This window comes from Bacillus sp. HMSC036E02, from assembly GCF_001836235.1.
GTDB lineage: Bacteria > Bacillota > Bacilli > Bacillales > Bacillaceae_G > Bacillus_A > Bacillus_A cereus.
This window is the reverse complement of the sequence record NZ_KV827880.1, coordinates 145,884-169,475: the sequence shown is the minus strand read 5'-3', so window position 1 is coordinate 169,475 and position 23,592 is coordinate 145,884. Positions and strand designations below refer to the sequence as shown.

Genomic DNA, 23,592 nt, shown 5'->3' with positions numbered 1-23,592 from the left:
AAAGTGAGGTGTAGAAAATGAATTTACCTTGTTGTTTAGAACATGTTGAATTAGCGTTAGATATTATTGTGGATGAGTGTGAAGTTGCACCAGTTATCAACAATGTGGATAACTCAGGAAAAGAGAAAAAAACATGTGAATTTTGTCAAAATGAGGCGACATATGTTGTATCGAACACAGATTCCCACACAATATGTGGGTAGTATTTGTGGATATGTGGATAAGTTTTGTGGATAACATGTTTGTAAGGTGGAGGATACGTGTGAATATCTCGATTATTTCAATTGGGAAATTAAAAGAAAAATATTTGAAACAAGGTATAGCAGAATACTTAAAACGATTATCTGCATACGCAAAAGTAGAAGTAATTGAATTACCTGATGAAAAGGCGCCAGAAAATTTAAGTGAAGCAGAAATGTTAATTGTAAAGGAAAAAGAAGGTATACGTATACTCGATAAAATTTCTGATGACACGCATGTGATTGCATTAGCTATAGAAGGAAAGCAAAAGTCATCAGAAGAATTTGCGGTAAGTCTAGATCGCCTTGCTACATACGGAAAGAGTAAAGTCGCATTTGTAATTGGTGGATCACTGGGACTAAGCTCAGAGGTGATGAAGCGTTCAAATGAATCACTTTCTTTTTCAAAGATGACATTGCCACACCAATTAATGCGATTAGTGTTGCTTGAGCAAGTGTATAGAGCGTTTCGGATTAATCGTGGAGAACCGTATCATAAGTAATGTATTCTATGTAAAACACTGATATTATCATATTTATTTTATTATGCCTATAATTGGAGGCTATGTGAATGGTAAGTGATCAGACGAGATATTCTAGACTCGCAAATATAACAAAAATAATAAATACGAAATTAGAACTACGTGACGTATTGCAGCGTGTGACAATGGCGATATCAGAGGAAATTGTTAGGTGCGATGCTGTTGGAATTTATTTACCCCAGGAAGATGGAACATTTAGAGGGTTTGCAGGAAAACCAGAGACTATAAATGGCGTAACGCTCGATACTCAAGTAATTGATCCTGAAATAGACTTACTGGCAAAAGAGGTTATTGAAACGAAAAAAACCATCTATATTCCTGATACCTCAAAGGATCATCGACCAGATCCGAGACCGGTTAATGCATTCAAAATTAAGTCCTTATTAGCTCTGCCTATCTCATTTGGGCAAGAGTTATTTGGTCTAGTTTTTTTATTTGATTATGGAATTCCGATGAATTTAACAGATTCAGAAATTCAAAGTGTTGAAGCTTATGTAAATATGGCTGCGGTTGCAATTCAAAACACAAATAATTTAAAACAAAAGGAAAACCTTATTGCTGAGAAGCAGCTGTTACTAAATGTTACACGTGATTTATCAATGTGTTCCTCGATACAGGAGAGTTTTGATAAATGCTTTTTTTACCTAGAACAGATTTTAGAGAGTAAAAATATGACTGCCCATCTTCTAGATCCGCTAGATAAAACAACAATTAAAACAACGAAATTAAGTAAGGGCTGTCATTGGACAGAAGCGGATTGGACAGAGAAAAGCTATGAAGCCAAGATTCAAGAAGTTATTCAAACAAAAAATATAGATAGTAAGGGTCTATTGATGATTCCATTGGTTTCAATTGGAGAAGTATTAGGGGTAATCGTCGTTGGCAAAGAAGGAAAAGCTCACAATTATGATCATTCTCAACTTCAACTAGCAAAATCTATCGTTGATGCCACAGCCCCTACGTTTTCGAATTTGTCATATATGGATCAACTAGAAAGCATAGTGGAAGAGCGAACGAGAGAGCTAGCTGCTGCTAATGAAAAAGTTACAAGTGTGATTGAATGTATTACGGATGGATTTTTTATTTTAAATAATAAATGGGAATTTACGTACGTAAATAAGCACCAATATTTTCCTAAAAGAAAAACAGCAAAAGATGTATTAGGAAAGAATATATGGGATGTTTTCCCGAGTGAAATCGACACAGTTATGTATAAGGAATTTCATCGTGCGATGTCAGAGCGAACTACAGTTCATTTCGAATTTCTTTCTACTGCAGATGAATATTGGCACGAAGTTATTGCATACCCGTATGATGATGGTATTTGTTGTATTTTTAAAAACATAACGGAAAAAAAGAAATATGAACAGGAATTGAAAAGATTATCCAACATAGATTTAATAGGGCAAATGGCAGCAGGTATCAGCCATGAAATTAGAAATCCAATGACAACAGTACTAGGATTTTTACAGTTATTAAAAGAAGAGAATACCTATGAGAAACATAATAAGTACTTTCATTTAATGATTGAAGAACTTAACCGTGCCAATTCTATTATTACTGAATTTCTCTCAATGGGTAATACAAGGAAATCGGATTTGCAGATGTTAGATTTAAATTCAATTATCCACGATATTATTCCTTTAATAAAGATTGATACGTACAATCAAAATAAATATATTCAAGTCGATACAAATGACATTCCAGAATTACTTTTAAATCGTAATGAAATACGGCAATTATTAATGAATCTATATCGTAATGGCTTAGAAGCGATGAATACAGGGAAAGTTCTAACCATTAGCACTTACAAGGAAGGTCAAAATTGTGTGGTGCTTGCAGTGCGGGATCAAGGAAAAGGTATCAGGCCTGAAGTATTAGAGAAACTGGGTACGCCGTTTTACACGACCAAAGATAATGGAACTGGATTGGGGTTAGGTGTATGTTATGCCATTGCTGCCCGCCATAATGCAAAAATAGAAATTCAAACAGGATCGGAAGGCACTACCTTTTTTGTTAAATTTAATTATGAAAATAATAAAAAATAACCTTATTTAGAATAGTTACGATGAACCGTATCATAAATAAATTTATTCTTTGCATATAAAAGGATAAAAAGACCATTGGACAAAAATTACCGATGGTCTTTTAAATATTATTAGATGGTATGTAGATTTCCTAAAATAAGTATGTTTCTATTTCCATAAAAATATGCTGTAATATGAAGAGGAAAAAGTATAAGTAGTTAGAGAAGTGAGGAATTAAAGGTGAAGAAGTTTAAGAAGTTTTACTTGGAGATTACGAGTGTATGTAATCTTGCGTGTAGCTTTTGTCCGCCGACGGAAAGGCAGAAGCAATTCATTTCTGTGGAGGATTTTGCTAAAAGATTAGACCAAATTAAACCTCACACAGACTACATTTATTTGCACGTGAAGGGTGAGCCGTTGCTCCACCCGAAAATAGATCAACTATTAGACTTAAGTCATGAAAAAGGGTTTAAAGTTAATATTACAACGAACGGAACGTTAATTAATAAGAGAAGACATAGGCTGTTAAATAAGCCTGCGTTAAGACAAATGAATTTTTCACTGCATAGTTTTGATGGACATCCAGGTTCGCAAGATAAAGAGGGCTATGTAAGGAGTATACTTTCCTTCATTAGGGAAGCGACAAGTCAATCAGATTTAATTGTATCGTTAAGGTTATGGAATTTAACTCAGGATAATAAAACGAATGCTGAAATCCAGAAAAATAGAGAGTTATTATCTATAATTGAAAATGAATTTGATCTATCTTATCAAATTGAAGAGAAGCTTACACCAGGAAAAGGTATAAAAATTGCAGAACGTGTCTTTATTAATCAAGACTATGAATTCCAGTGGCCAGCATTACATGAAGAAGAGGATGATGGGAAAGGATTCTGTCATGGACTTCGTAATCAAGCGGGTATTTTAGCGAATGGAACAGTTATTCCTTGTTGTTTAGATGGTGAAGGGATTATTAACCTTGGGAATATTAATAATGATTCATTTTCTAACATTATTGAAGGTGAAAGAGCAACAAACATTGTCGATGGATTTTCGAAAAGAGTTGCGGTTGAAGAACTTTGCAGGAAATGTGGATATCGCAAACGGTTTGGGAAGTAAATATGAAATAAGCCCTCATAAAGCGAGGGCTTATTTTTTATACTTGATAAGAATGCTCTAATTTATCAATTAATGAACCAACGTAAGAAACAGCTTTACGGATTGCATCTGGTTTTGACATATCTACTCCGGCATGTTTCATTGTACCACCAGCGATCAATAGCAGGTTGTACTTCCTCTTTAATCATTTGAGCTACTGCAGTGGATGCAGTGTGTGCTGCCTTTTTTGTAGTATTTCTAGTAACGATTTACGGAAAGGTTCAAGTTAATTTAAGAATTAATATACTTTGTCACCATTGAAAATCGAGTTTTTCACGACAACATAATCTACAGTACGAATAGCATCTAATTTTGTACCACCAGCGTAAGAGATAGAAGATTGAAGATCTTGTTCCATTTCGATTAACGTATCTTCTAAAGAACCTTTATGCTCAACGAACATTTTCTTACCTTCAACGTTTTTCTTCTCACCCTTTTGGAATTCAGAAGCAGAACCGAAGTATTCTTTATAAAGTTTGCCATCTCTTTCAATTGTTTCCCCTGGAGACTCTTCGTGACCAGCGAATAGAGAACCGATCATGACCATAGTTGCCCCAAATCGTATAGATTTAGCTACGTCGCCGTGTGTACGAATACCACCATCAGCGATAATTGGCTTACTTGCAGCTTTTGCACACCAGCGAAGTGCAGCTAGCTGCCAACCACCAGTTCCGAAGCCTGTTTTAATTTTAGTAATACAAACTTTACCAGGTCCAATACCAACTTTTGTTGCATCGGCACCAGCATTTTCTAATTCTCTTACCGCTTCTGGAGTTCCAACGTTTCCAGCGATAACGAAGCTCTCTGGTAAATGTTTTTTAATATGTTGAATCATGTTAATCACAGCATTAGAATGACCGTGTGCGATATCAATCGTGATATATTCAGGTGTCAGTTGCTCAGCAGCTAATTGTTGTACAAATTCATATTCGCCCTCTTTTACACCAACGCTGATAGAAGCGATTAATCCACGTGATTGCATATCTCTAATGAATGAGATTCGTTTCTCTGGTTGGAAACGATGCATGATATAAAAGTAGTTGTTCTCAGCTAAATAAGTTGCAATTCTTTCATCAATAATCGTTTGCATATTTGCAGGTACGACAGGTAATTTAAATTTATGTTTTCCTAAAGTGACAGTTGTATCACATTCAGAGCGGCTATTTACAATACATTTTGCAGGAATTAATTGAATATCTTCATAGTCGAATACGTTTTCCATCATTTACACCCCTAAAATACGAATATTTTATTTTTATTAATCAAAAATGTTCGTCCATAGGATAATTTACATTATTTTTATTAAGAAGTCAAAGGATTTCTTAACATTTTTTGAAAAAGTAGATTTTATATCTGAAAAACAACGTTAAAAACGAATTTAAAACGTTTTTTTATTTTTATTGTTCGTTTATGAAAAAAGGTTGAAAAATTAAGATAATTATACAAGGTTGTATGTATTCTTTTTATTTTTTTGGAGTGGATGTAGGATACTATGAAAAGGTTAATGCTAACAATACGAGCAAAAGATGTTATCAAGTAGTTGAACATTATATGAAATGATAAGGTTTATTTCTATATAAAAAGATGAATCTGGCATGATCCACCTTTTTATATGAGGTTTCAAGTATAATAAGTAGGGTGATAGTAATGTATACAAAAGATAAAAAAGAAAATAATACAAAATAAAATGAGGTTAATATATGAGTAAAAAAAGTTTTTCTGATTATAAACTAAGTACGGAAATCGTAAGGGCACTTACTGGGTTAGGATATAATCATCCAACAGAAGTACAAGGTGAGGTTATTCCAGTTGCATTAGAAAAGAAGGATCTTGTTGTGAAGTCCCAGACTGGAAGTGGAAAAACAGCTTCATTTGGTATTCCACTTTGTGAAATGGTGGAGTGGGAAGAGAATAAACCACAAGCATTAGTTTTAACACCAACGAGAGAGCTTGCGGTACAGGTAAAAGAAGATATTACAAATATAGGTCGATTCAAAAGGATTAAGGCTGCGGCAGTTTATGGGAAATCTCCATTTGCACGTCAAAAATTAGAATTAAAGCAAAAGACACATATTGTAGTTGGTACTCCTGGTCGTGTGTTGGATCATATTGAGAAGGGTACCCTTTCTTTAGAGTGTTTGAAGTATTTAGTTATTGATGAAGCAGATGAGATGCTAAATATGGGCTTTATCGATCAAGTAGAGGCAATTATTGATGAATTACCTACAAAAAGAATGACGATGTTATTTTCAGCAACACTTCCAGAAGATGTTGAGAAATTGTCTCGTACATATATGAATTCACCAATTCATATTGAAATTAAAGCAGCTGGGATTACGACGGATAAAATTGAACATACTCTTTTTGAGGTGATAGAAGACGAGAAGCTTTCACTACTTAAAGATGTAACAACGATTGAGAATCCTGATAGCTGTATTATTTTCTGTCGTACACAAGAAAATGTAGATCATGTATATAGACAATTAAAACGAGCTAACTATCCTTGTGACAAAATACATGGTGGTATGGTACAAGAAGATCGTTTTGAAGTCATGGATGATTTTAGAAAAGGAAAATTCCGTTATTTAGTAGCAACAGATGTAGCTGCGAGAGGAATTGATATTGATAATATTACACATGTTATTAATTATGATATTCCACTTGAAAAAGAAAGCTACGTACATCGTACTGGAAGAACGGGACGAGCTGGAAATAGTGGAAAAGCTATTACATTTATAACGCCATATGAAAATAGATTTTTAGAAGAGATTGAGGAGTATATTGGATTTGAAATTCCAAAGGCAATTGGACCTTCAAAAGAAGAAGTTATGAAAGAGAAAGCTGCATTTGAAGAAAAGATACATGCTAAACCAATTATAAAGAAAGATAAAAATGCAGATATCAACAAAGGCATTATGAAGCTGTACTTTAATGGCGGGAAGAAAAAGAAAATTAGGGCGGTAGATTTCGTCGGTACAATTGCTAAAATTAAAGGTGTTACAGCAGAAGATATAGGTATTATTACGATACAAGATAATGTTTCTTATGTTGAAATATTAAATGGAAAAGGACCACTTGTCTTGAAAGTCATGAAGACTACAACGATTAAAGGGAAACAACTAAAAGTTCATGAAGCAATTAAGTAAATAAAAAACTATCCACTTTAATAGGTGGATAGTTTTTTATTTATGATTCTTTTAAATCATCCACTAGTTGCTCCGCTAAACGTCTATACATATTACTCATAGTCACGAAGGATGTTAGTAGTAGAAATTTTTCTAGCTTTGTATCTTCTAAGGAAGAAATCTCATTTACTTCTGTAACACGGTTATTTACGTCTTGTTTAAAGCTTTCGACATTGCTTTCAGTAAGAGCAAGATAATTTTTGTATAACGTATTTAATTCGAATGAATCATCATTTAATAAGGAGTCATTTATAGTTTCTAATGAACTTTTTATGTCGTTAATGGAGAGAGCTCCCTTTAATTGATAAATTAGGCTAATTAAAATCATATGCTCTTTTGAATACTTTTTATTTTTGATAGGGATGAATAGTTTCCCTTTTGCGTAATTATTAATCATCGTTTTTGTTAATACTTTTTCATCATCAGTTCTCGTTGTATCTGCATAAGTATTCTCAAATAGTTGGACAACTTGGTCTACATATAAGTCAACATTTGGAATATCCTCAAGTTTAATGTTTTTTTCTAAATGTAATGTCTTAAGTAATTCATTTATATTTTCCACGTAGAATCCCTCACTTTTATAACTTAGTGGAACTTAATGTTTAATATATCTTTAAATATGGTATTACGAAACAAATGAATTGTAAATGTTGACCTTAAAAAGAAATGTGTATATAATTACATGTAGTTATCAAAACTACATGTAATTATATGAGGGGTGTTATTATGAATACTTATGTAAGGGAACCAGTTAATGCATTTACTCACTTAGGTGGAGCGATATTATCATTTATTGCGTTATTAGCTATGCTTGTGAAAGTTTCTATCAAGATGCCATCATTTGCTGCAATTACAGCTGTTATTTTGTTTGGTATTGGAATGATGGTCCTTTATACAGCGTCAGCTGTATATCATAGTGTTGTGGCCAATGAACGTGTTATATACTTCTTTAGGAAGCTAGATCATTCTATGATTTTTATATTAATTGCAGGTACATATGCACCCTTTTGCTTAATTACATTAAATTCAGCAAGTGGTTTGCTATTATTTTGTTTAGTCTATGCAACTGCGATTTGTGGCATTGTATTTAAAATGTTTTGGTTTAATTGTCCAAGGTGGTTATCGACAGCAATTTATATTACGATGGGTTGGTTAATTGTTTTATTCTTTGCACCGTTAGCTGAGAATTTAAGTACAGGAGGCATTATTTTCTTAGTACTTGGTGGCATTTTTTATACAATTGGTGGATTTATTTATGGAACAAAGCCAAAATGGTTAGAGTTTAAATATATGGGGCATCATGAAATTTTTCATGTTTTTGTATTATTAGGTAGTCTTGCGCATTTTCTAAGTGTATATTGTTACGTAATTTAATAAAAAAATGCCACATAATAAAAATTATGTGGCATTTTTTTATTACCTGATTAGAATCGTATATGTTATAAAATTATTATGGGATAAAATGTAAGTTTCTGTGTTCGCATGTTAAACATAGGATAAGAAATATGTGATATACTTTGAGAAGTTTATAATGAATGAAATATGGAGGACTATAATTATGGCAATACTTGTAACAGGTGGAGCAGGATATATTGGTAGTCATACATGTGTAGAATTACTAAATAGCGGTTACGAAGTTATAGTAGTGGATAATCTTTCGAATAGCTCGGTAGAATCTATAAATCGAGTAAAAGAAATAACAGGAAAACAATTTAAGTTTTATAAAGAAGATGTTTTAAATCGCGAAGCGCTTGACGCAATTTTTGAAGAAAATTCAATTGAAGCAGTTATTCACTTTGCAGGATTTAAAGCTGTAGGGGAGTCAGTAGCGATTCCATTAACATATTATCATAACAACATTACAAGCACGTTAGTGCTATGTGAAGTAATGCAGAAACATAATGTAAAGAAGATAATCTTTAGTTCATCTGCAACTGTATATGGTATCCCGGAAACGTCACCGATTACCGAGGAGTTTCCATTAAGTGCAACAAATCCATATGGTCAAACGAAATTAATGATTGAGCAAATTATGCGTGATGTAGCATTTGCAGATGCAGAATGGAGTATCGCATTACTTCGCTATTTCAATCCATTTGGTGCACACGAAAGTGGGCGTATCGGAGAAGATCCAAATGGAATCCCAAATAACTTAATGCCATATGTAACGCAAGTAGCGGTAGGTAAGTTAAAAGAATTAAGCGTATTCGGAAATGACTATCCAACGAAAGATGGAACAGGAGTCCGTGATTACATCCATGTTGTGGACTTAGCAAATGGTCACGTAAAGGCGCTTGAGAAAGTACTGAGTACAACAGGAGTAGATGCTTATAACCTGGGCACAGGCATGGGCTATAGTGTACTAGAGATGGTTGAAGCGTTTGAAAAAGTTTCGGGCAAGAAAGTTCCTTATAAAATTACAGAGCGTCGCCCAGGTGATGTGGCAGTATGTTTTGCTGATGCATCGAAAGCAAAGCGTGAATTAGGCTGGGAGGCAACACGCGGATTAGAAGAAATGTGTGCTGACTCTTGGAAATGGCAATCAAATAATAAAAATGGCTATTTAGAAGTTTAATGATGAATATAAAAAATGACCTTTGCATAAAAGCAAGAGGTCATTTTTTATATTCATTTTCTACTAAGTTTATTAGCGAACCTAGAAAAGAACGTTCGCTGTTTTAAATGATATGATTTTACAATATCTTATGCTAGAAGGTAGTAGAATGAGATAGAGTAATGTATTATTTTATTAATTTTTTATGGGAATTGAAAGCGTATTATTGAAATGTATTCCAACACTTGTATCATTGCTAGAGTCCGTTTATAATCAAGGAATCCTAGTTCATGTTTTGATAGGATTATTTATTATTGAAAGCGTTTTAAGTTCACTCCTTTTTTGAGGTAGGAGGTCTGACTTATTTAGATAAAAAATTATGTATGTAGTTTTAAATGGGAAGAAAAATAATATAAGTATCATTTTATAGTGTGGGGAGGTTAAAAGTGTGAAAGGTAAAGATTTTCACACGAATATATATGGGTTATGTAGGATTATTACTTTCAGGGGCAGCTTTATTTTTAAATAGTCTTGTTATATTAGGGAAAGCAGAGATGAAAAGTGCGGGTGTTTTTAATTTATTTGTGGGTGCACTACAAATTATTATTCCGTTTTATTTGATTATGATTTCTGACCAAAGCAATTGGACAGTGTATTCATATGCGGCTACTTTCTTATTTGGATTAACTTATTTATATGTAGGTGTTACTTTTATAAAAGGAATGGATAGTAGTGGCCTAGGATGGTTTTGTATTTGGGTAGCAATTATTGCCTTATTCTATATGGTTGTTTCATTTGTTCAATTCCATGATGTTGTTAATGCGTTAACGTGGTTTATGTGGGCATTACTTTGGTATTTATTCTTTGTATTAAATACACAAAAGAAGAACATTAATCAATATCTTGGAAGGATTGCCTTCGTACAATCATGGGTAACATTGACTTTACCTTCACTCTTTTATTTTATGGGAGTGTGGGGAGAGGGATTCGTATATGAATTATGGGTTTATGTATCTGTAATTTCTATTTTATACTTCTGTTATTGTATTTATAAATATCGAGTACGTTAATATATTATCTGTATAAAGGCATGGAATCGTTAAACGAATTCCATGCTTTTTATATGTTAGCACTTATAATAGAGAGGTAGTATTTTACAATTTGCTAAAGTGGGGATGATGAAGTTGAAAAAAGTATTGGTGCTAGGGGGAACAAGATTTTTTGGTAAACATTTAGTAGAAGCACTTTTGCAAGAGGGGCACGATGTAACGATTGCGACGAGAGGAATTACGGAAGATTCTTTTGGCAGTAGAGTAAAAAGACTTATTGTAGATAGGGAAGATGAAAAACAACTAGCAGAGCGTCTAGAAGATAAAAGTTATGATATTGTATACGATAATTTATGCTATAGCTCGAATGCAGCGAAGGTAATATGTGAAGTGTTACGAGGGAAAACGAAGAAATATGTTATGACATCTTCAATGGCCGTCTATGAACCTGCCCTAAGCTTATCAGAAGAAGACTTTAATCCGTACGAGTATGCAATCGCGTATGGAGATAGGAATGACTTCAATTATGGTGAAGGAAAGAGATTAGCTGAAGCCGTTGTATTTCAACATGCAACATTCCCAGTCGTTGCAGTGCGTTTTCCAGTTGTTATTGGAGAAAATGATTATACGAAAAGGCTACAATTTTACGTTGAATGTATTGTGAACCAAAAACCTATCGTTGTGGATCATGTAGATGGAACTTTGTCATTTATACATGAAAAAGAGGCAGGAGAGTTTCTAGCTTGGTGCGGAATGGCAAATGTGAGAGGACCAATTAACGCCTGTAGTAACGGAGTAGTTTCTATGGAAGAAATTATTCATTTCATAGAAGAGAAGACAGGAATAAAAGCACTCATTCAGAAAGCTGGGGGAAATATAGCTCCTTATAATGAGGTAACTAACTGTACGTTACATAATGGAAAGGCTCGTGAATTCGGATTTTTGTTCCGAGAGCTGAAACTAGAAATAAAAAATATTTTAAAACATTATATAAATACAATGAAGTAATCATAAATCCCCCGGTGGCAATCCGGGGGATTCTGGAGGATTTCGACAATACTGATTTTACATTACCAAATTTACCTTATACGTACGACTAATGTTTTTGTGATTGAATTGCTTGTAAATACTTCTCGTTTACTTGGTCCCAGTTTACTGTATGCCACCAGTTGGTAACAAACTCTGGGCGCCTATTTTGATACTTTAAATAATAAGCATGTTCCCATACATCAATTACGAGTAAGGGGATTTTCCCTTCTTGCAAAGGCGTATCTTGATTTGGTGTACTCATAACAGAGAGTTCCTCACCGTCAAGAACAAGCCATCCATAACCACTTCCAAAACGACTAATAGCTGCTTTGGAAAGTTGATCTTTTAAGTTGTCAAAGGTATTGAAATAATAATCAATTACTTTTGCAACGTCTCCATTAGGCTCACCGCCACCTCGTGGGCTCATCACTTCCCAAAAAAGACTATGACAATAGTGACCACCACCGTTATTTCGTACAGCTGTAACAATTTCCTTCGGTAAAGCATCTAAATTACATAGCAATTCTTCTAAAGATTTATTATGTAATTCAGTATAATTTTCTAAAGTAGCATTTAAATTGTTTACGTATGTCGCATGGTGCTTTCCATGATGAATGGCAAGTGTATTGCTATCAATATGTGGCTCTAGTTCATCATAGTCATATGAAAGCTTTGGCAATTGAAATGAAGACATAACATTCCCTCCTTTCGACTTAAAAAGTTGGTCTAGGTAAAAATACTTTACCTGAGTCAAAAATACACCCATTTTCCATATAAGTCAATAGTAATTCCATTAATTTTCTGAAAAATATTACGATAAAAGTAACACTCTCACTTTCATTTGTGACTCCTATCCTTTTTGCTTATACTGTAAAGTAGCAGGGTTTTGTTGAAATAGAAGGAGATTGTTTATGAGTAAAACGAAACAATTAATAGAGGAAGCAAGTAATTTTATTACGATTTGTTATAAGGAGCTTCATAAAGAACAATTGATAGAAGAACGTATAAAAGAAATTCAAATTGAGATAGAGAAGACAGGGACATATGAGCATACATTTGAAGAACTTGTTCATGGTTCACGAATGGCATGGCGTAACAGTAATAGATGTATTGGGAGACTATTTTGGAGTAAGATGCACATATTAGATGCGCGCGAAGTAAATGATGAAGAGGGTGTATATAATGCATTAATTCATCATATTAAATATGCAACGAACGACGGGAAAGTTAAACCAACCATTACGATTTTTAAACAATATCAAGGTGAGGAAAATAATATAAGAATTTATAATCACCAATTGATTCGATATGCAGGATATAAAACAGAAACGGGAGTGATTGGTGATGCTCATTCCGCTACATTTACGGACTTTTGTCAGGAGCTTGGTTGGCAAGGAGAAGGTACGAATTACGATGTATTGCCACTTGTGTTTTCTATAGATGGAAAAGCGCCTATATATAAAGAAATTCCGAGAGAAGAAGTAAAAGAAGTGCCAATTGAACACCCAGAATACCCTATTTCATCACTTGGAGTAAAATGGTATGGTGTTCCAATGATTTCAGATATGCGTTTAGAAATTGGCGGTATTTCTTATACAGCCGCTCCGTTCAATGGATGGTATATGGGAACAGAAATTGGGGCGCGCAACTTAGCAGATCATGATCGTTATAATTTACTTCCGGCTGTTGCGGAGATGATGGATTTAGATACATCCAGAAACGGTACCTTATGGAAAGATAAGGCGCTAATTGAGTTGAATATTGCCGTACTACACTCCTTCAAAAAACAAGGAGTTAGTATTGTTGATCACCATACTGCTGCACAACAATTTCAGCAATTTGAGAAGCAAGAAGCTGCTTGTGGTCGTGTTGTAACAGGTAATTGGGTATGGCTTATTCCACCATTATCTCCAGCTACCACCCACATTTATCATAAACCGTATCCGAATGAAATTTTGAAGCCAAATTTCTTTCATAAATGATATTTAGTGTAGGTTTTTTCTGTGAAATATAATTTTTTTAAATTACTGTTATGTAGCAAATGGAAGCCTTTACTCTCGGTTATTTTTGGAAGAGGCTTTTTGAACCAAGGAGTTCCTTATGTTATAATCAAATTTCTGTTTCGAAGACCTTATAGAAATATAAGGTCTTTTGTTTTGCTTTTTTATGTAAGAGGAAGAGATTCTTTCTTTTTAATAAGGGATTTGGCATATTTTTAGGGACAACATAAGTATGTGGGAAGTCAATAAAATGTTATGCATATATAATTATTGTGTTTTGGTTTTAAACAATAAAACATAATAAAGTTGTTTTTTTAGATTGCTGAGGAAGGAGGAAGTGTAAATGAGGATGAAGAGTCGAAAAACTGATTGGCCTGTATTTATTATTAGTGGTGGTTCACTTTTATTATTTGTAATTGCAGTTTTTTTGAACAAGGATTATGTAGAGAGTGCGATTAATAAAAGTTTCGCTTTTTCAATTAAATATTTCGGTGCCTTCTGGCAAGTTTTATTATTAGGTACATTTATTGTTGCGATGTGTATGGCGTTCTCCAAATATGGGAGAGTTAAGCTTGGAGGATTAGAAAAACCTGAGATTAGTACGGCAAAATGGCTTGCTATTATTATGTCTACATTACTTGCCGGAGGTGGCGTTTTTTGGGCAGCAGCAGAGCCAATGTATCATTTGATGACGGTGCCACCAATACATGATGGTATATCTGCTGGAACGAAAGAAGCAGTCATGCCTGCTTTAGCACAAAGTTATATGCATTGGGGATTTTTAGCATGGACGATTTTAGGTACAATTAGTGCGGTAGTTATGATGTATGGACATTATCATAAAGATATGCCGCTAAAACCTCGAACGCTTTTATATCCTATTTTTGGGGAAAAATTAAGAAAGAGCCTGCTTGGAACGATAATTGATGCAGCTGCAATTATTGCAGTAGCTGCAGGTACAATTGGCCCAATTGGATTTTTAGGTTTACAAGCAAGTTATGGATTACAAGAATTATTTGGAATTTCTGATGTGTTTACTACTCAATTAGCAATTATTGTTTGTGTGGTGGCCGTGTCTACCATATCGGCAGTAACAGGTATTGATAAAGGGATTCAAATTATAAGTAATTTAAATGTTAGATTAGCAATTGTATTAATGGCATTCATATTACTATTTGGGCCAGGTGGATTTATTATTGATTCGTTTGTTTCTTCGTTTGGATTTTATGTAAATGAGTTTATACCGATGAGCACATACCGTGGTGATACAAGTTGGTTAGGATCTTGGACAATCTTTTTCTGGGGATGGTTTATTGGATACGGACCAATGATGGCAATTTTAGTGAGTCGAATTTCAAGAGGGAGAACGATTCGAGAAATCATCGTTGCAATTGGAATTATCGCACCTATTATTACAACGTTTTGGTTTACTATATTAGGTGGATCAGGCGTGTTTTATGAGTTGATGAATCCTGGGTCTATCTCGGACGCATTAAGTGAATCTGGTATGCCGGCAGCTATGATTGCAATTACAGGACAATTGCCACTTTCTAATATTATTGGACCAGCATTTCTTTTATTAACAATTTTATTTGTAGTGACAACAGGAGATTCAATGGCGTATTCCATTTCAATGGCAGTGACTGGAGACGGAGATCCTAGAATTAGTTTGCGAATTTTTTGGTCGCTTATTATGGGCGCAGTTGCAGCAATTCTTTTATATATGGGTGAAGGAAGTATTAATGCGCTACAATCGTTTATCGTGGTGACGGCAGTTCCGGTATCAATTTTGTTATTCCCAATGCTATGGTTAGCACCTAAAGTTGCGGGAGAATTAGCATTAAAACAAGGTATTGTAAAAGAAGAAGATAAAACTGCATTCTTATTTCAGAAGGCTAGTAAATCAAAATAAATAAAAACGTAAAAGAGGAAGCATCTTAAATGAGATGCTTCCTCTTTTACGTTTAATCTAATACTTTTCCCTTTGTTTCTGGTACACATAGTAGCATTGTAATTAACCCGATTGGGTAGATGATAAAAATCAAGGACAATGCTCCAAGTAGGTTGCCACCTGTAGCGAGTAAGCCAATAATAACAGGCCCAAATCCAGCTAACCCACGTCCTGTACCGAAAATAAAGTTTTCAGCGGTAGAGCGAGCTTCAGCAGGATAGTTTTCAGCTAAAATTGCCCCAAATCCTCCCATCATTCCATTTGCAAAAAATCCAAGCAATGCACTTCCCCATAATAATAATGTTGAATCTGTGAATAAGAAGAAGTAAATGAGACAGTATACTGTACCGCCAATATAATAGATTGCAAAAGTTTTACGGCGACCAATTTTATCAGCTAGAATACCAAAGATTGCAATTCCAATTAGCATACCGATGGTAGAAATGAACATCCAGCCACTTGCTTTTGCTAATGTATAGTTATATTTATTTGCTAAAATAGTGGGCATCCATGTGAAGATTCCGTAATATCCGAAGTTTTGGATAAACGACATAATAATGAGACCGATTGTTGTAATTGTTACTTTTTTATTGGCAAATAACTTTCGAAGTGGGAATTTTTTTATATGTTTTAGTTGTTCTGCTTCAGTAGTTGTTAATTTACCTGTAGCTTCTTTTTGCAACAGTTCCTTTTTGTAGCGTTGTTTTTGCTCCCATATTTTCGGTTCACTTAAACTTTTACGGACATAGACAGCTAGTAAAGCTGGAATTAATCCAAATAAGAAAACGGCTCTCCATCCAAAGTGCGGGACAATAAATGCTGGAAGGAGTGAAGCAACCAGTACACCAAATTGCCATCCAAGTGCAACAACAGATGTCGCTTTAGCGCGCATTTCTTTAGACCATGTTTCTGTTACAATGGCCATTCCGATTCCGAATTCACCACCAACCCCCATTCCAACTAAAAAGCGCAGAATTAATAATTGCCAGTAGTCTGTTGCGAAATAAATGAGTGCGGTTGCTAGTGAAAACAGTAAGATTGTGAAGGCCATTGTACGAATACGGCCAAATAAATCAGCAATAAATCCAAATAAATAAGAACCAATTAACATCCCTATTGTGGTAGCTAATGTTAAGTTTCCACCTTCAACAGGACTTAAGTGAAACTCTTTTAAAATATAGACAAGTACGAAAGATAATAGCAACATATCTAAACCTTCTGCTGCATATCCTAGCGCAGAACCAAATAATGTTTTATATCTTTTCGCTTTCGTCTCCTCTGTTATTTGTTGTACATCAGTAGTGACGTTCATTATTACTCCTCCTTATTTTCTACAGTCGCTATGGAAGAATAACAAAAGGCCTTCTCACCTGATATGATGAGAAGGCCAAAAAAGCATACGTATCCCCCAAAAAGAACATACGTATATTATATTCCGACTTCCTTCTCAACCTCACGGGGTTGGGTTAAAGGACTGTATTATATTACTTTATTTTTAGCACTCTTCTATTGTATTGTCAAATAAAGAGGAAGTTATTATGTGTAAAATATTTCAAAAAATATTTCGTTCTTCTTGACGCTGACTTCATTATTTTCCCATAATAAAACTAACTAAATAAAAAGGAATGAATCAAAGATGCTAAATTTAGTACTCATGATGATTGAACGAGTCGGACTTATAGTTATTTTAGGATTTTTACTCTCTCATATTAAAACTTTCAGACGCCTCCTTCATAAACAGGATGGCTATGTAGATAAGCTGAAGCTTATTTGTATTTTTTCGGTATTTACAATTGTAAGCAATTACACTGGGATTGAAATAGCAGGAAATACGATTATGAATGAAAACTGGTTACAAGGTGTTTCTTCGTCAAGTACAATTGCGAATACGCGTATTATGGGTGTCGGTATTAGCGGCTTACTTGGTGGCCCTATCGTAGGGGTTGGAGTAGGATTTATTGCTGGTATTCATCGTTATATGCTTGGTGGTACGACAGCGCTAAGCTGCGCAATCTCTTCTATTTTAGCTGGGATTATAACTGGTTATATCGGATATATTTTCAAAAAATATAATCGTACAATTACTCCTAAATTTTCAGCAGTTTTAAGTGTTTTTATCGTATCTTTAGAAATGCTTATGATTTTATTAATTATAGAGGATGGAATTAGCGTTGTGAAAACAATAGCGATACCAATGATTCTTGTAAATAGTTTTGGAAGTTTTATTTTACTTTCTATGATACAAGCTATTTTGCGTCAGGAGGAGAATGCAAAGGCACTTCAGACTCATAAAGTATTACGTATTGCAGATAAAACGTTACCGTATTTCCGCCAAGGCTTAACAGAAGAATCATGTAAGCATGTGGCACAAATTATTCACCGTTTTACAGGAACAGATGCGGTATCCTTAACAGATACAGAGAAAATATTAGCTCATGTTGGATTAGCATCAGATCACCATATTCCTTCACATAGTTTAATAACCGGTTTGTCGAAAGAAGTGTTAAACACAGGGAAAATAATGAAAGCGAAATCACGTGAGGTTATTAATTGTCAACATGAAGGCTGCCCTTTGCAAGCGGCGATTGTAATTCCACTAACTTCGCATGGAAATACGATAGGGACATTAAAACTCTATTTCAAAAATCCTAACCAGTTAAGTCGTGTGGAAGAGGAATTAGCAGAAGGGTTAGCAAAAATATTCTCCACGCAGTTAGAGTTAGGAGAAGCTGAGTTGCAAAGTAAATTACTTCAAGATGCGGAGATAAAAGCATTACAAGCGCAAATTAACCCACACTTTTTATTTAATGCGATTAATACAGTATCAGCTTTATGCCGAACAGATGTAGAAAAAGCAAGGAAGTTATTATTACAGCTTAGCGTATATTTCCGTTGTAATTTGCAAGGGGCACGTCAGTTATTGATTCCACTAGAACAAGAATTAAACCATGTACAGGCATACTTATCACTAGAACAAGCAAGGTTCCCAAATAAGTATGAGGTAAAGATGTATATTCAGGATGAGCTAAAGACAACTTTAGTACCACCATTTGTTCTTCAACTATTGGTTGAAAATGCATTGCGACATGCTTTTCCGAAGAAGCAACCAGTATGCGAAGTGGAAGTGCATGTTTTTGAAAAAGAGGGTATGGTTCACTTTGAAGTAAAAGATAATGGACAGGGAATTGAGGAAGAACGTTTAGAACAATTAGGAAAGATGGTAGTTTCGTCAAAGAAAGGGACTGGAACAGCTTTATATAATATTAATGAACGTCTTATTGGATTATTTGGAAAAGAAACGATGCTTCATATCGAAAGTGAATTAAATGAGGGGACAGAGATTACTTTTGTTATTCCAAAAAAAGTAGGGGAGGAAGAGCAGATTGTTAAAAGTACTAGTAGTTGACGATGAAATGTTAGCACGTGATGAACTAAAGTATTTATTAGAGAGAACGAAAGAAGTTGAGATAATTGGTGAGGCTGATTGTGTGGAAGACGCATTAGAAGAACTAATGCAAAGTAGACCAGATATTGTGTTTTTAGATATTCAATTATCCGATGATAACGGATTTGAAATCGCGAATATATTAAAGAAGATGAAAAATCCACCTGCAATTGTATTTGCTACTGCCTATGATCAATATGCGCTGCAAGCATTTGAAGTAGATGCGTTAGACTACATTTTAAAACCATTTGATGAAGAGCGTATTGTGCAGACATTAAAGAAGTATAAAAAACAAAAACAAGCGCAAATAGAAACGAAGCACGAAATAAAGGGGACAGATGTAACAGCAGAGATGCATAAATTAGCATTACCAATTGAAGAATCAATCGTACTTGTGAATATTGAAGATATTATATATGTAGGGCTTGTAGATGGGAAAGTCACAGTAAAAACAATGAGGGAAACGTATGTAACACATGATACACTTGTAATTTTAGAGAAGAAGTTACCACAAGCAAGCTTCATGCGCGTACACCGTAGCTTTATTGCGAATATTAATCATATTACTGAAATTCAGCCATGGTTTAATTCTACTTATAATTTAATCATGAAAGAAGGATCGAAAGTACCTGTTAGCCGTACATATGCAAAAGAACTCAAGAAGCTGCTTCGTATTTAAGAAGCAGCTTTTGTATTTCATCCTTTTATATTTGTAACTGATTCTGTATATTTGACGTTCTGTTATGTAAACGCTTACTTATACGTTTGTATCCTATACAATAAAGGTACCAAATCGAAAGAGGTGGCCAAAATGAGTACGAAAAAAGTATATAGTTTCTTATCACAAGCATTCATATTCTCAGCTATTATGTTAATTTCTAATATTATTGCAACACATTTACCAATTCCAATGCCTTCATCGGTAATTGGGTTAGTTATTTTATTTAGTCTATTATGTTTAAAAGTTATTAAATTGGAGCAAGTTGAATCACTCGGAACAGCTTTAACAGGTATTATTGGATTCTTATTCGTCCCATCAGGTATTTCAGTTATTAATTCTCTTGGTGTAATGGGGCAATACTTTGTACAAATTTTAACTGTAATTGTTGTAGCAACAGTTATTTTACTCGCTGTAACAGGGTTATTTGCACAATTTATTTTAGGAAAAGATGAAAAAGAAACAGAAGATACAAAAGAATTGAAAGTAGTAAATAAAGGACGCAAGCACGGAAAGGTTGCGTAACCATTGCATTTATATATTGTTAGGAGGTAATGAACATGGCAAGCACAATGTCTCCATATTTCGGAATCGTCGTTTCATTAATCGCATACGGAATCGGAACATTATTATTCAAGCATTCAAAAGGGTTCTTCCTATTTACGCCATTATTCGTAGCGATGGTATTAGGGATTGTCTTTCTAAAGGTAGGTAACTTTACTTTTGAAGAATATAATACTGGCGGAAAAATGATTAGTTTCTTCTTAGAGCCAGCAACCATTGCATTTGCTATCCCACTCTATAAACAAGTTGATAAGTTGAAAAAATATTGGTGGCAAATTTTATCAGCTATCGTGGTTGGATCTATTTGCTCAGTAATTGTCGTGTTCATTGTTGCAAAAGCAATCGGTTTAGATACAGCAGTAATGAATTCAATGCTACCACAAGCAGCAACAACAGCAATTGCGTTACCAATTTCAGAAAGTATTGGTGGTATTCCAGCAATTACATCGTTTGCAGTTATTTTCAACGCAGTTATCGTATACGCATTAGGAGCATTATTCTTAAAAACATTTAGAGTGAAACATCCGATTGCAAAAGGTTTAGCGCTTGGAACAGCGGGTCATGCATTAGGAGTTGCGGTAGGAATTGAAATGGGTGAGGTAGAGGCAGCAATGGCAAGTATTGCTGTAACGGTAGTTGGGGTTGTAACAGTAGTTGTCATCCCAATGTTCATACCATTCATTGGATAGTAAAACTTACTTAAAAAACAAGAAAAGCAAGCTATTTGTAGGACAGATTTCTACTGATAGCTTGCTTTTTATGTTACAGTAGTGGTAAGACCTATTTAAAAAAATGTAAGTTTCCTTAAATCTTCATTAATACTATGTAGAATACGTTTTGAATTAGGTCATTGTATTGTAAAATAAGAAGTAAGCTACTGTATACCTGTTAAGGTAGGCATATAATGAGTTTATAAAAATCTTAATATGAATGAATAATTAAAAGTAGAAAAGAGAGAGAAATCTACTTAGTAACGTTTTAGTTTATAGGACAGGAGAGAGTATTCGTCGATTATGCAAATAAAAAACCTGTTTCAAAGTAAAGGATTTCAGAGGTTACTCGTATTAGTAATACTTGCTCTCGTGTTATACGGGCTGCAAAGTATGTTGAATTTAATATTAATTACGTTTATTCTCACGTATTTAATGGATCGATTCCAAAAGTTTATTTCCCGCAAATTAGATCATTTCATGCCTATTAATCGAAAAATTATTATAGCATTTCTATATGTAATGTTAATTGGTGGAATTGCTATTACGCTATTTAAATATTTACCAGTATTGACGATACAAATTTCACAACTGATTTACCAATTCAATGTATTTTTAAGAAACCCACCAGATAGTGAACTAATTAAGTATGCAGTTAATGCTGTCAATCATATGGAGCTTTCTAAATATGTAGGACAAGGCGTAGACATTTTGTATAAATCGATTACGAATGTTGGTAAATTTGGCCTTCAGGTTTTACTTTCTTTAATTTTGAGTTTGTTTTTCTTATTAGAAAAATCTCGTATTGTTGGTTTTACTGCAAAGTTTAAAGAAAGCAGGCTTGCAATTTTCTATACTGAAATTGAGTACTTCGGAAAGAAATTTGCACGTTCATTTGGAAAGGTAATCGAAGCACAATTTTTAATTGCTGTTGTTAACTGTGTTCTTTCAGTTATCGCATTATGGATATTAGGATTCCCGCAATTATTAGGTTTAGCATTAATGATTTTCTTGCTTGGATTAATTCCAGTAGCGGGGGTTATCATTTCGTTATTCCCACTTTGTATGATTGCTTACAATATTGGCGGTATTATGTACGTTGTTTATATTTTAGTTATCGTAACAGTGATTCATGCGCTTGAAAGTTACGTATTAAATCCGAAGTTTATGTCGCAAAAAACAAATTTACCGATTTTCTATACTTTTATGGTATTAATTTTCTCAGAGCACTTCTTAGGTGTATGGGGACTGATTATCGGTATTCCAATCTTCATTTTCTTACTAGATGTTTTAGACGTGACAAGTGATGAAATGGAGAAGGATGTTGGAAAAAATAAAGTGAAGTAAGAAAAAGCATCGATGTTCGATGCTTTTTCTTTTATAACATGATGTTCCTTATGCCATACTGTAAGAAGAACATAGAATAGGGGTGAAAGAATGGCTGTAAATGAAAAGGTAGAGTTAGCTACATTTGCTGGAGGGTGTTTCTGGTGTATGGTTTCTCCATTTGAAGAGATGGAGGGCATTATACAGGTTATTTCAGGTTATACAGGCGGTCATAAAGAGGACCCAACGTATAAAGAAGTGTGCTCAGAAACAACAGGACATTATGAAGCGGTACAAATTACATTTGATGCAAATAAAATGTCGTATGAGGAATTGTTAAATATATATTGGAGACAAATTGATCCGACCGATATTGGAGGACAATTCCACGACCGCGGACAGTCTTATGAAACAGTGATTTTTTATCATAATGAAGAACAACGTAAAAAAGCAGAAGCCTCAAAAGAAGAACTTGAGCAGAGTGGGCGCTTTTCAAAACCAATTGCGACAAAAATACTACCAGCAGCTACATTTTATCCAGCTGAAGAATATCACCAAGGATATCATAAGAAAAACACATTCCGCTATGAGTTATATCGTAAAGGCTCAGGACGAGATGCTTTTATTAAGCAACATTGGCCAAAGGATAATGCTCATTTAAAAGAAAAACTCAATGAGATGCAGTTTTATGTAACGCAGGAAAATGGTACAGAACCACCATTTCGAAATGAGTATTGGAACCATAAAGAGGAAGGTCTTTATGTAGACATCGTTTCAGGTGAGCCGCTATTTACTTCTCTAGACAAATTTGATAGTGGATGTGGATGGCCTAGTTTTACAAAACCAGTTATGTCAGCAAGTGTGAAAGAAAAGATGGATGTGAGTCATAATATGACACGTACAGAAGTGAGAAGTAAAGAAGGAGACTCACATCTTGGGCACGTATTTCCAGACGGTCCAGGACCAAATGGCCTTCGTTACTGTATTAATTCCGCAGCTCTTCGATTTATTCCAAAAGAGGAATTAGAGAAAGAAGGCTATGGTGATTTCCTAATCTTGTTTGGAAATAAAAAATAACCTCGCAGTTAGCGAGGT

General features: G+C 34.4%; 21 protein-coding genes and 1 pseudogene. 17 read left to right on the top strand and 5 right to left on the bottom strand.

Going from position 1 to position 23,592, the window contains the following annotated elements; translation table 11 throughout:
• The first annotated feature begins 17 nt into the window (after positions 1 to 17).
• The 4 genes from HMPREF2590_RS26920 (at position 18) to HMPREF2590_RS26905 (ending at position 3,927) form a co-directional block, all read left to right on the top strand.
• On the top strand, positions 18 to 203 hold the full coding sequence (locus tag HMPREF2590_RS26920) for a CxxH/CxxC protein (RefSeq protein ID WP_001052831.1): 186 nt from the start codon (positions 18 to 20) through the stop codon (positions 201 to 203).
• A 59-nt stretch (positions 204 to 262) separates the two neighbouring features.
• Positions 263 to 742, top strand: coding sequence for a 23S rRNA (pseudouridine(1915)-N(3))-methyltransferase RlmH (gene rlmH / locus HMPREF2590_RS26915; RefSeq protein WP_001027003.1), 480 nt, complete (start codon positions 263 to 265; stop codon positions 740 to 742).
• A gap of 68 nt (positions 743 to 810) precedes the next feature.
• Positions 811 to 2,829 carry a GAF domain-containing sensor histidine kinase gene (locus HMPREF2590_RS26910; RefSeq protein WP_000253110.1) on the top strand — a complete coding sequence of 673 codons (2,019 nt, stop codon included), beginning with the start codon at positions 811 to 813 and terminating at the stop codon, positions 2,827 to 2,829.
• A gap of 219 nt (positions 2,830 to 3,048) precedes the next feature.
• The gene (locus tag HMPREF2590_RS26905; protein WP_000713633.1) at positions 3,049 to 3,927 is read left to right on the top strand and encodes a radical SAM/SPASM domain-containing protein; all 879 of its coding nucleotides are present in this window, start codon (positions 3,049 to 3,051) and stop codon (positions 3,925 to 3,927) included.
• A gap of 37 nt (positions 3,928 to 3,964) precedes the next feature.
• Here the strand turns inward: HMPREF2590_RS26905 and HMPREF2590_RS31325 are convergent.
• Together HMPREF2590_RS31325 and guaC are read right to left on the bottom strand one after the other, a co-directional pair.
• Positions 3,965 to 4,157: pseudogene (locus HMPREF2590_RS31325) on the bottom strand (oligoendopeptidase F); the annotation flags it as partial.
• A gap of 47 nt (positions 4,158 to 4,204) precedes the next feature.
• Positions 4,205 to 5,188 carry a GMP reductase gene (gene guaC / locus HMPREF2590_RS26895; RefSeq protein WP_000432449.1) on the bottom strand — a complete coding sequence of 328 codons (984 nt, stop codon included), beginning with the start codon at positions 5,186 to 5,188 and terminating at the stop codon, positions 4,205 to 4,207.
• Between the two features lie 478 nt (positions 5,189 to 5,666).
• On the opposite strand from guaC, the gene HMPREF2590_RS26890 reads away from it, so the two are divergent.
• Positions 5,667 to 7,112, top strand: a complete 1,446-nt coding sequence (locus HMPREF2590_RS26890; RefSeq protein WP_000039354.1) for a DEAD/DEAH box helicase — start codon at positions 5,667 to 5,669, stop codon at positions 7,110 to 7,112.
• A gap of 40 nt (positions 7,113 to 7,152) precedes the next feature.
• Here the strand turns inward: HMPREF2590_RS26890 and HMPREF2590_RS26885 are convergent, their stop codons facing one another.
• Positions 7,153 to 7,713 (bottom strand): DUF1836 domain-containing protein, encoded by a 561-nt coding sequence (locus HMPREF2590_RS26885; protein WP_000427884.1) that lies wholly within the window; start codon positions 7,711 to 7,713, stop codon positions 7,153 to 7,155.
• Between the two features lie 164 nt (positions 7,714 to 7,877).
• Here HMPREF2590_RS26885 and trhA point away from each other — a divergent pair, with 164 nt between their 5' ends.
• From trhA to HMPREF2590_RS26865, 4 genes are all read left to right on the top strand, one after another.
• A complete protein-coding gene (gene trhA / locus HMPREF2590_RS26880) occupies positions 7,878 to 8,525 on the top strand; it encodes a PAQR family membrane homeostasis protein TrhA (RefSeq protein WP_001099728.1) in 648 nt (215 codons plus the stop codon).
• Positions 8,526 to 8,709: 184 nt separating this feature from the next.
• Positions 8,710 to 9,726: a UDP-glucose 4-epimerase GalE gene (gene galE, locus HMPREF2590_RS26875; RefSeq protein WP_000996548.1), complete on the top strand. Its 1,017-nt coding sequence runs from the start codon at positions 8,710 to 8,712 to the stop codon at positions 9,724 to 9,726.
• 458 nt (positions 9,727 to 10,184) lie between these two features.
• Entirely contained in the window at positions 10,185 to 10,775 is a 591-nt protein-coding gene (locus HMPREF2590_RS26870) for an AmiS/UreI family transporter (RefSeq protein WP_000542569.1), read from the top strand.
• Between the two features lie 105 nt (positions 10,776 to 10,880).
• Complete coding sequence (locus tag HMPREF2590_RS26865; RefSeq protein WP_043327923.1) at positions 10,881 to 11,762, top strand: NAD-dependent epimerase/dehydratase family protein; 882 nt, start codon at positions 10,881 to 10,883, stop codon at positions 11,760 to 11,762.
• 88 nt (positions 11,763 to 11,850) lie between these two features.
• Here HMPREF2590_RS26865 and sodA read toward each other — a convergent pair whose 3' ends face one another.
• A complete protein-coding gene (gene sodA, locus HMPREF2590_RS26860) occupies positions 11,851 to 12,477 on the bottom strand; it encodes a superoxide dismutase [Mn] (RefSeq protein ID WP_000094035.1) in 627 nt (208 codons plus the stop codon).
• 217 nt (positions 12,478 to 12,694) lie between these two features.
• Here sodA and HMPREF2590_RS26855 point away from each other — a divergent pair, with 217 nt between their 5' ends.
• Both HMPREF2590_RS26855 and HMPREF2590_RS26850 read left to right on the top strand, forming a co-directional pair.
• Entirely contained in the window at positions 12,695 to 13,765 is a 1,071-nt protein-coding gene (locus tag HMPREF2590_RS26855) for a nitric oxide synthase oxygenase (RefSeq protein WP_000047623.1), read from the top strand.
• 361 nt (positions 13,766 to 14,126) lie between these two features.
• Positions 14,127 to 15,695: a BCCT family transporter gene (locus tag HMPREF2590_RS26850; RefSeq protein ID WP_001242442.1), complete on the top strand. Its 1,569-nt coding sequence runs from the start codon at positions 14,127 to 14,129 to the stop codon at positions 15,693 to 15,695.
• 52 nt (positions 15,696 to 15,747) lie between these two features.
• Here HMPREF2590_RS26850 and HMPREF2590_RS26845 read toward each other — a convergent pair whose 3' ends face one another.
• On the bottom strand, positions 15,748 to 17,046 hold the full coding sequence (locus HMPREF2590_RS26845; RefSeq protein ID WP_001103408.1) for an MFS transporter: 1,299 nt from the start codon (positions 17,044 to 17,046) through the stop codon (positions 15,748 to 15,750).
• Between the two features lie 324 nt (positions 17,047 to 17,370).
• Between HMPREF2590_RS26845 and lytS the strand changes: the two genes are divergently transcribed.
• The 6 genes from lytS (at position 17,371) to msrB (ending at position 23,574) form a co-directional block, all read left to right on the top strand.
• Positions 17,371 to 19,140, top strand: a complete 1,770-nt coding sequence (gene lytS, locus HMPREF2590_RS26840) for a two-component system sensor histidine kinase LytS (protein ID WP_000933591.1) — start codon at positions 17,371 to 17,373, stop codon at positions 19,138 to 19,140.
• The gene (locus HMPREF2590_RS26835; protein WP_000921840.1) at positions 19,118 to 19,858 is read left to right on the top strand and encodes a LytR/AlgR family response regulator transcription factor; all 741 of its coding nucleotides are present in this window, start codon (positions 19,118 to 19,120) and stop codon (positions 19,856 to 19,858) included. The genes lytS and HMPREF2590_RS26835 overlap by 23 nt, the downstream gene beginning before the upstream one ends.
• A 132-nt stretch (positions 19,859 to 19,990) precedes the next feature.
• A complete protein-coding gene (gene lrgA / locus HMPREF2590_RS26830; RefSeq protein ID WP_000104901.1) occupies positions 19,991 to 20,422 on the top strand; it encodes an antiholin-like murein hydrolase modulator LrgA in 432 nt (143 codons plus the stop codon).
• 35 nt (positions 20,423 to 20,457) lie between these two features.
• Entirely contained in the window at positions 20,458 to 21,150 is a 693-nt protein-coding gene (gene lrgB, locus HMPREF2590_RS26825; RefSeq protein WP_000168857.1) for an antiholin-like protein LrgB, read from the top strand.
• 324 nt (positions 21,151 to 21,474) lie between these two features.
• Positions 21,475 to 22,518, top strand: a complete 1,044-nt coding sequence (locus tag HMPREF2590_RS26820; RefSeq protein ID WP_001166010.1) for an AI-2E family transporter — start codon at positions 21,475 to 21,477, stop codon at positions 22,516 to 22,518.
• 90 nt (positions 22,519 to 22,608) lie between these two features.
• Complete coding sequence (gene msrB, locus HMPREF2590_RS26815; protein WP_000290177.1) at positions 22,609 to 23,574, top strand: peptide-methionine (R)-S-oxide reductase MsrB; 966 nt, start codon at positions 22,609 to 22,611, stop codon at positions 23,572 to 23,574.
• Positions 23,575 to 23,592: the final 18 nt, after the last annotated feature.